The sequence below is a fragment of the Kitasatospora sp. DSM 101779 genome (assembly GCF_025655475.1).
Taxonomy (GTDB): domain Bacteria; phylum Actinomycetota; class Actinomycetes; order Streptomycetales; family Streptomycetaceae; genus Kitasatospora.
The window spans coordinates 6,884,312-6,890,511 of sequence record NZ_JAHTIK010000001.1 but is presented as its reverse complement, the minus strand read 5'-3'; the positions used below and the strand labels follow the sequence as shown (position 1 = coordinate 6,890,511).

General features: G+C 74.8%; 3 protein-coding genes. All 3 read right to left on the bottom strand.

Features of this window, described 5'->3' with window-relative positions:
- Positions 1–1,249: S8 family serine peptidase (locus KSNIM_RS31275; RefSeq protein WP_263106482.1), on the bottom strand; the 1,249-nt coding region annotated here is incomplete at its 3' end.
- 98 nt (positions 1,250–1,347) lie between these two features.
- Positions 1,348–1,785 (bottom strand): hypothetical protein, encoded by a 438-nt coding sequence (locus tag KSNIM_RS31270; RefSeq protein WP_263106481.1) that lies wholly within the window; start codon positions 1,783–1,785, stop codon positions 1,348–1,350.
- A gap of 303 nt (positions 1,786–2,088) precedes the next feature.
- Positions 2,089–6,012, bottom strand: coding sequence for a type VII secretion protein EccCa (eccCa, locus tag KSNIM_RS31265; RefSeq protein WP_263108195.1), 3,924 nt, complete (start codon positions 6,010–6,012; stop codon positions 2,089–2,091).
- Positions 6,013–6,200: the final 188 nt, after the last annotated feature.

The following is a 6,200-nucleotide window of genomic DNA, read 5'->3' as shown; positions in this document are numbered from 1 at the left end:
GGGGGACGGCTGCCGCCGCCGCCGCGACCGCGGCCGAGCCGCCGAGGGCCGCGCAGGCGATGAGCACGGCCTGGATCGGGGCGCGGGTGGCGGGGCGGGCCGGCGGCATGACGACGGCGGCGGGAGACGGGGTGCCGGGCGCGGCTTCGGCCGACCGGGTGACGGCGGAGACCGGGTCGACGGTGCCGTAGCCGTACCTCGGGTCGGTGCTGCGGTAGGCAGTGCCCTCCAGTCGCTGGGTCAGCCGGTCGACGGTGAGGTCGGGGCGGTAGCCGAGGACGAGGGCCGCCGCGGCGGCGACGAAGGCGGCGGCGAAACTGGAGCCGGTACCGATGTAGTAGCCGCCCGGGCCGGGCCCGGGTCCGGTGACGCCGTCGCCGGGGGCGGCGAGGTCGACGCGGCCCCCGACGGCGGTGGACGAGGAAGTACCGGGGAGGGCGCCGCCGGGTGCGAGACCGCGGACGGCGAGGACCTCGGGATAGGCCGCCGGGTAGGCGGGTTGGGGCTCGGCGGTGCCGGACGGGGCAGCGTCGGGGGCCGCCGGGGCGACGACCAGCGCGCCCTTGTCTCGGGCGGCCCGGACTGCGGCGGCCAGCGCGTCGTTGCCGGCGGGCAGCGCCACGGCCACCGCGAGGACCCGCGCGCCCCGGTCGACGGCCGCGGAGATCCCCCGGGCGAGGAGGTCCGGCGTGGAGGCCCCCGTCCCGGAGGTGACCGAGACCGCGAGGATCCTGGCCCGCGGCGCGAGGCCCGCGAATCCCGTTCCCTCCCGCCGGTCGGCGGCGATCAGGTCGGCGAGGAAGGTGCCGTGGCCGACGCAGTCCTGCGCGGGATCGGCGCCGCCGGGCAGCGGGGCGCGGTCGAGGCGGCCGGTGAGCAGGCCGTTCCCGTCCTCGACCCCGGAGCCGAGGACGGCGACGGTGACGCCCTCGCCCTGGCTGAGCGGCCACACCCGGTCGGGCCGCAGGAAGGCCTGCGGCCACGGGGTGAGCCGAGTGCCCCTGGTGGACCGCGGCAGACACCCGTTCTGCCCGTCCTCGGCGTCGCGCCGCTGCTGGGTGACGCCGGGCAGGGCGTCCGGGGTGTCGGCGGCCGCACCGGCCGCGGCCGGCAGCAGCAGGCCGACGGACAGGAGCAGCACCGTGCCGCGCGCCGCGGGCCGCCCTCCGGTGCGGACGCCCGCTCCGGTCGGGCGGGACGAGCCGGGTCCGCGCTGCTCCGCGCGGACCGTCGGTGCCGGACGCGGCATGCCGGGGTTCCCTTCGTCGGGGTCGGGAGGTGCGTGTGGCCCGGGGTCGCGGCCGGTGGGGATGCGGGCGGGCGGGACGGCCGGTGGCTCCGGCCGGTTCAGGACCCGACGGTCCAGACCGCCTCCCGGGGCTCCTCCTGCGGAGCCAGCACGAAGGCGACCGCCTGCTCGACGGTCTCCGGGGAGGGCTCCGTCCACGGGCCGTCGCCCTGCGCGCGGACGTGCGCGAGCAGGTCCGGGTCCGGCGCCAGCCCGTACTCCTGGAGGTAGTACGTGACCGTGTCGGTCCAGATCCACCTGCCGTCGGTGCGGAAGCCCATCGGCACGACGGCCCGGCGGCCCGGGTCGACCACGTCGTCCATCAGCATCGTGGTCAGCAGCACCGGCGCCCCCGCCCGCAGGTAGCGGGCGACCGCCTCGCGCTCGCCGTCCTCCTGGAGCCGCGGCCGGTCGGGCGCGAAACCGGGACCGGTCGCCGGGTCCACGCTGTCGAACACCGCCGCGAGCCGGAACCCGTCGTGCACTGCCCCGGTCATGCCGTCCTCCTCCTGCCGATCCCTGGTCCGTACACCCTGTCCGACGGGCGAACGGGACCTCGGGGTTCACCGCGCCAGGAGCGCGGTGCGTCCGGCCGCGCGCGGGGACGTCGCGGGGAACGGCCGTTCCGGCTGCTCCACGCCCGGGTCGAGGACGTGGCGGGCGGGGTCGGACGGCCTGATCCGGTCGGCCGGGGGCCCGGTGTCCGGGGCGATGACCGTCGGTCCGCAGCGCTCGGCGAGGAGCGGGGCGGGGCGACGGCGGTGGCGGGAGGCTCCGGGCGGCGGGTACCGCGGATCCGTTCACTCCTCCTCCTCCTCCTCAGCGAGGTGTCCGGTCTGCACCTGGACCGTCCGTCGCCGGGTGATGTAGTACCCGCGCCCGGTGGCGAGCTGCCGGGGCTTGAAGTTGCCGAACAGGTAGCCCTCCGACGGCGGGCAGGACATCAGCAGCGCGGGCGAGTTGACCTCCTGGAGCTTGCGCAGCAGGGGGTCCGCGAGCCCCCGCCCGATGCCGTTGGCCCCCCGTGCGACGACCAGGTGCAGGCCGATCTCCGTTCCCTGGGAGAGGTACTCCAGCAGGGGGGCGAAGGGGTGGCTGCCACTGCCGGAGCCCACCAGGTCGTAGTCGTCGACCAGGACGAACAGTTCCGGGCCGGTCCACCAGTCGCGCAGCCTGAGCCTGGCGGGGGTGATGTCGGCCGGCGGGACACGGTTCTTCATCGCCCGGGACGCACCGTCGACGATCTGGCGGAGCTTGTCGACGGCGACCGCGTAGCCGAGCCGGTACTCCTCGGGCACCGCGTCGTACAGGCCGCGCCGGTAGTCGACCAGCATGATGCGCGCCTGGGAGGGCGTGTAGGCGGTGGTGATGGCATCGATCATCAGGCGCAGGAGGTTGGTCTTGCCGGCTTCGGTGTCGCCGACGACCAGCAGGTGCGGGTTCTCCTCGAAGTCGTGCCACAGCGGGGAGATCTCGGTGTCCTCCAGGCCGATGGCGACCCGCAGGCGCCCCTGGGGGGCCGGGAGGCGTTCGGCCTCCAGGCTCAGCGGGAGCATCCGCACCCCGGGGGCGCGGGGCCCGCTCCAGTGCGCGGCCACGGCGTCCACCAGGTCGGCGATGCCCTCGCCGAGGTCGTCGGTCCGCCCGGAGCCGTCGATCCTGGGCAGCGCGGCGAGGAAGTGCAGCTGCTCCTCGGTGAGGCCGCGGCCGGGGAGTTTGGGGACCTTGGCGGCCGCCCGCATGTTGATCATGGAGTCGACGGCGTCACCGAGGCGCAGCTCGAACCGGGTCTGCAGCTGGTCGCGCAGGCCACCGGCGATCTCGCCCCAACGGGTGGTGCCGATGACCAGGTGGACCCCGTAGTTGAGGCCACGCTGGGACATCAGGGTGAGCGGCTGGACGAGGTCGTTGAACTCCTGGCGCAGGGTGTTCCAGCCGTCGACGACCAGGAAGACGTCGCCGTGCTGCTCCTCCTCGGGCAGGTCGCCCGCCGCCCGGCGGCGGCGGAAGTCGGAGACCGAGTCGATGCCGAGTTCGGCGAAGTACCGCTCCCGGCGGGTGATGACGGTGTTGACCTCGGCGACGGTGCGCAGCACCCGCTCGCCGTCGTGCCGGCCGGTGACACCGCCCATGTGCGGCAGGCTGCGCAGGGTGGAGAGCGTACCGCCACCGAAGTCGAGGCAGTAGAACTGGACTTCGGCCGGCGTGTGGGTGAGGGCCAGGCCGGCGATCAGGCTGCGCAGCAGCGTGCTCTTGCCGCTCTGCGGGGCGCCGGCGACGCCGACGTGCCCGCCGGCGCCGGCCAGGTCCGCGATGAGCAGGTCGCGCAGTTGTTGGAAGGGGCGGTCGACCACGCCGAGGGGCAGCCTGAGGGTGCCGTGGCTGCCCGGGTGCTCGGTGGTGAGACCGCGCCCGGGGTGCGGAACGAGCGGCGGCAGCAGTTCGTCGAGAGTGGGCGGGACGTCCAGCGGCGGCAGCCAGACCCGGTGGGCGGGCGGGCCGGCGTCGTGGAGCCGGCCGATGGCGACCTCCAGGAGGGAGCCGACGGGGCCCTGCTCCTCCTCCGGCTCGACCGGGCCGGTCTGCGGTCGGCGGGGCATCACGTAGTCGGTGCCGTAGGCGACGACCTGCCCGGCGATCGCGGCCTGTCGGGCCGCACTGCGCTTGGGCCGGTACGGGCCCGAGACGTAGGCGGCCTTGAACCGGGTCAGGGTGGAGATGTCGCTGCGGAGGAAGCCGTTGCCGGGCTGGGAGGGCAACTGGTAGGCGTCGGGGACGCCGAGGACGCCGCGGCTCTCCATGGCGGAGAAGGTCCGCAGGCCGATCCGGTAGGACAGGTGGGACTCCAGCGCGCTCATCCGGCCCTCGTCGAGCCGCTGCGAGGCGAGCAGCAGGTGGACGCCGAGGGAGCGGCCGAGTCGACCGATCATGATGAAGAGCTCCATGAAGTCCCGGTGCGCGGACAGCAGTTCGCTGAACTCGTCGACGACGACGAAGAGCGTGGGCAGCGGAAGCAGCACGGTGCCGGCGGCGCGCGCGGTCTCGTAGTCCAGCAGCGAGGCGTAGCCGGCGTCGCGCAGCAGCTCCTGTCGCCGGACGAGTTCGCCGTGCAGGGCGTCGCGCATGCGGTCGACGAGGGAGGACTCGTCCGCCAGGTTGGTGATCACCGCGGAGGTGTGCGGCAGGGTGTCGAGGCCGAGGAAGGTGGCGCCGCCCTTGAAGTCGACCAGGACGAAGTTGAGCACCTCGGAGGAGTGGGTGACGGCCAGGGCGAGCACCAGGGTGCGCAGCAGTTCCGACTTGCCGGAGCCGGTGGCGCCGATCAGCATGCCGTGCGGGCCCATGCCCCCCTGGGCGGATTCCTTGAGGTCGAGGTCGACGGGCCGCCCGTCGGGGCCGAGCCCGAGCGGGACGCGCAGCCGCTGCGGGATGCCGCGCTGCGCCCAGAGCGCGTCGACGTCCAGGGAGTTGAGGTCGGCGATGCCGAGGAGGGCGGTGAGGTCGAAGTCGGTGGCGAGCGGTTCGGCGGCGTCGACGCCGTCGGCGATCCGGTAGCGGGCGAGCCGGGCCGCGAGCCTGGTTGCGGCGGGCAGGGCGAGCGCGTCGGGCCGGCCGAGGTCGGTGACGACGTCCTTGCGGTTGCTGTCCGACCCGACCATGGCGAGTCGGCCGTCCTCGATCCGCAGGCGCAGGGTGGTGCGGGCCGGGGACCACTCCAGGGTGTCGGCGAGGTCGATCAGGACGGCGTTGCGGTATCCGGCGAGGGCCGCCCGGCTCCCGGTGTGCGCGCCGGGGCCGTCGAGGACCACGACGGTGAAGGGTTCGTCGCGCTCGGGCGCGGCGTCCGGTTCGAAGCCGGGACGGCCGGTGAACTCCTCGCCGAGCAGTTGCTCGACCTCGCCGAGGCTACCCGCGACCAGCCGGACCGGGCCGGCGCCGTCCGTGTCGGTCGGGTGCAGGGCGTGCGGCAGCCACTTGGTCCACTCCCACTCCGGCCGCTGTTCGACGGCGGTGACGACGGCGACGGTCAACTCGTCCGGGCCGTGCACCACGGCGAGTTGGGCGAGCACGGCGCGCAGCATGGCCCGGGCGGCCGCGGGATCGTCGGAGCGCAGCAGCACGTGCGCGAAGCCGCGCAGGTGGATGGCCATCGGCTGGTCGTCGACGGTGCCGTAAGCGTGGATGAAGCGGCGCAGCGCGTGGGCGCACAGCGGCTCCAGGTCCTCGACCGGCTTGGTGGCGAGCGGGGCCAGCGGGGTGGCCAGCCGCTGGGCGCCGAGGCCGATCCGGACGTCGCTGAAGTCCGGGTGGCTGGGTCGGCGCTCCCACAGCCGGCTGGTGCCGACCAGTGTCCACAGGTCCTCGGGGGCCGGGTGGCGCCAGGCGAGCGCCAGGCGCTGCGCGTCGATCGAGCGGCGCACCTGGCGGCGCATCTGGGAGAGGTACCGCAGGTAGTCGCGCCGCTCGGCGCGCAGTTGCTGCTTGCGGTCGCTGGAGCCCCGGATCAGCTGGGTGAGGAGCATGCCGACGGCGGAGAGCACCATCATGCCCATCGCGAGGTAGGTGAGCGCGCCGCCCCCCTGGCTGCCGCCGGGGTGCAGGAACATGAAGACCATCGACAGCGAACCGAGCGCCATCGGGGCCATGGTGAGCATGCTCGACATGCCGCTCTGCTTCTCCGGCAGACCCGGCGGCTCCTGCAACTGGACCTCGCCGTCGGGCATCGCCGGCCCCGGCCGCCGGGGCTTCCGCTTGATCAGCACCACGCCCACCCGCGCCTCCTCGCCGCCGTAGCCGTCTTCCAGGCTGACGGACGGCAGGGGGTGGCGGGTTCAGCCGGTTTGAACACACGGCGCCCGACCGGCCGTTCTCCGGAGCGGAGAGCGAAGTGCGCCCGGAGCACGGGGTGCGC

Bases quoted from the DNA above. Each gene is read 5' to 3' on its own strand.
- KSNIM_RS31270 (WP_263106481.1), bottom strand. From the start codon at position 1,785: ATGACCGGGGCAGTGCACGACGGGTTCCGGCTCGCGGCGGTGTTCGAC.
- eccCa (WP_263108195.1), bottom strand. From the start codon at position 6,012: ATGCCCGACGGCGAGGTCCAGTTGCAGGAGCCGCCGGGTCTGCCGGAG.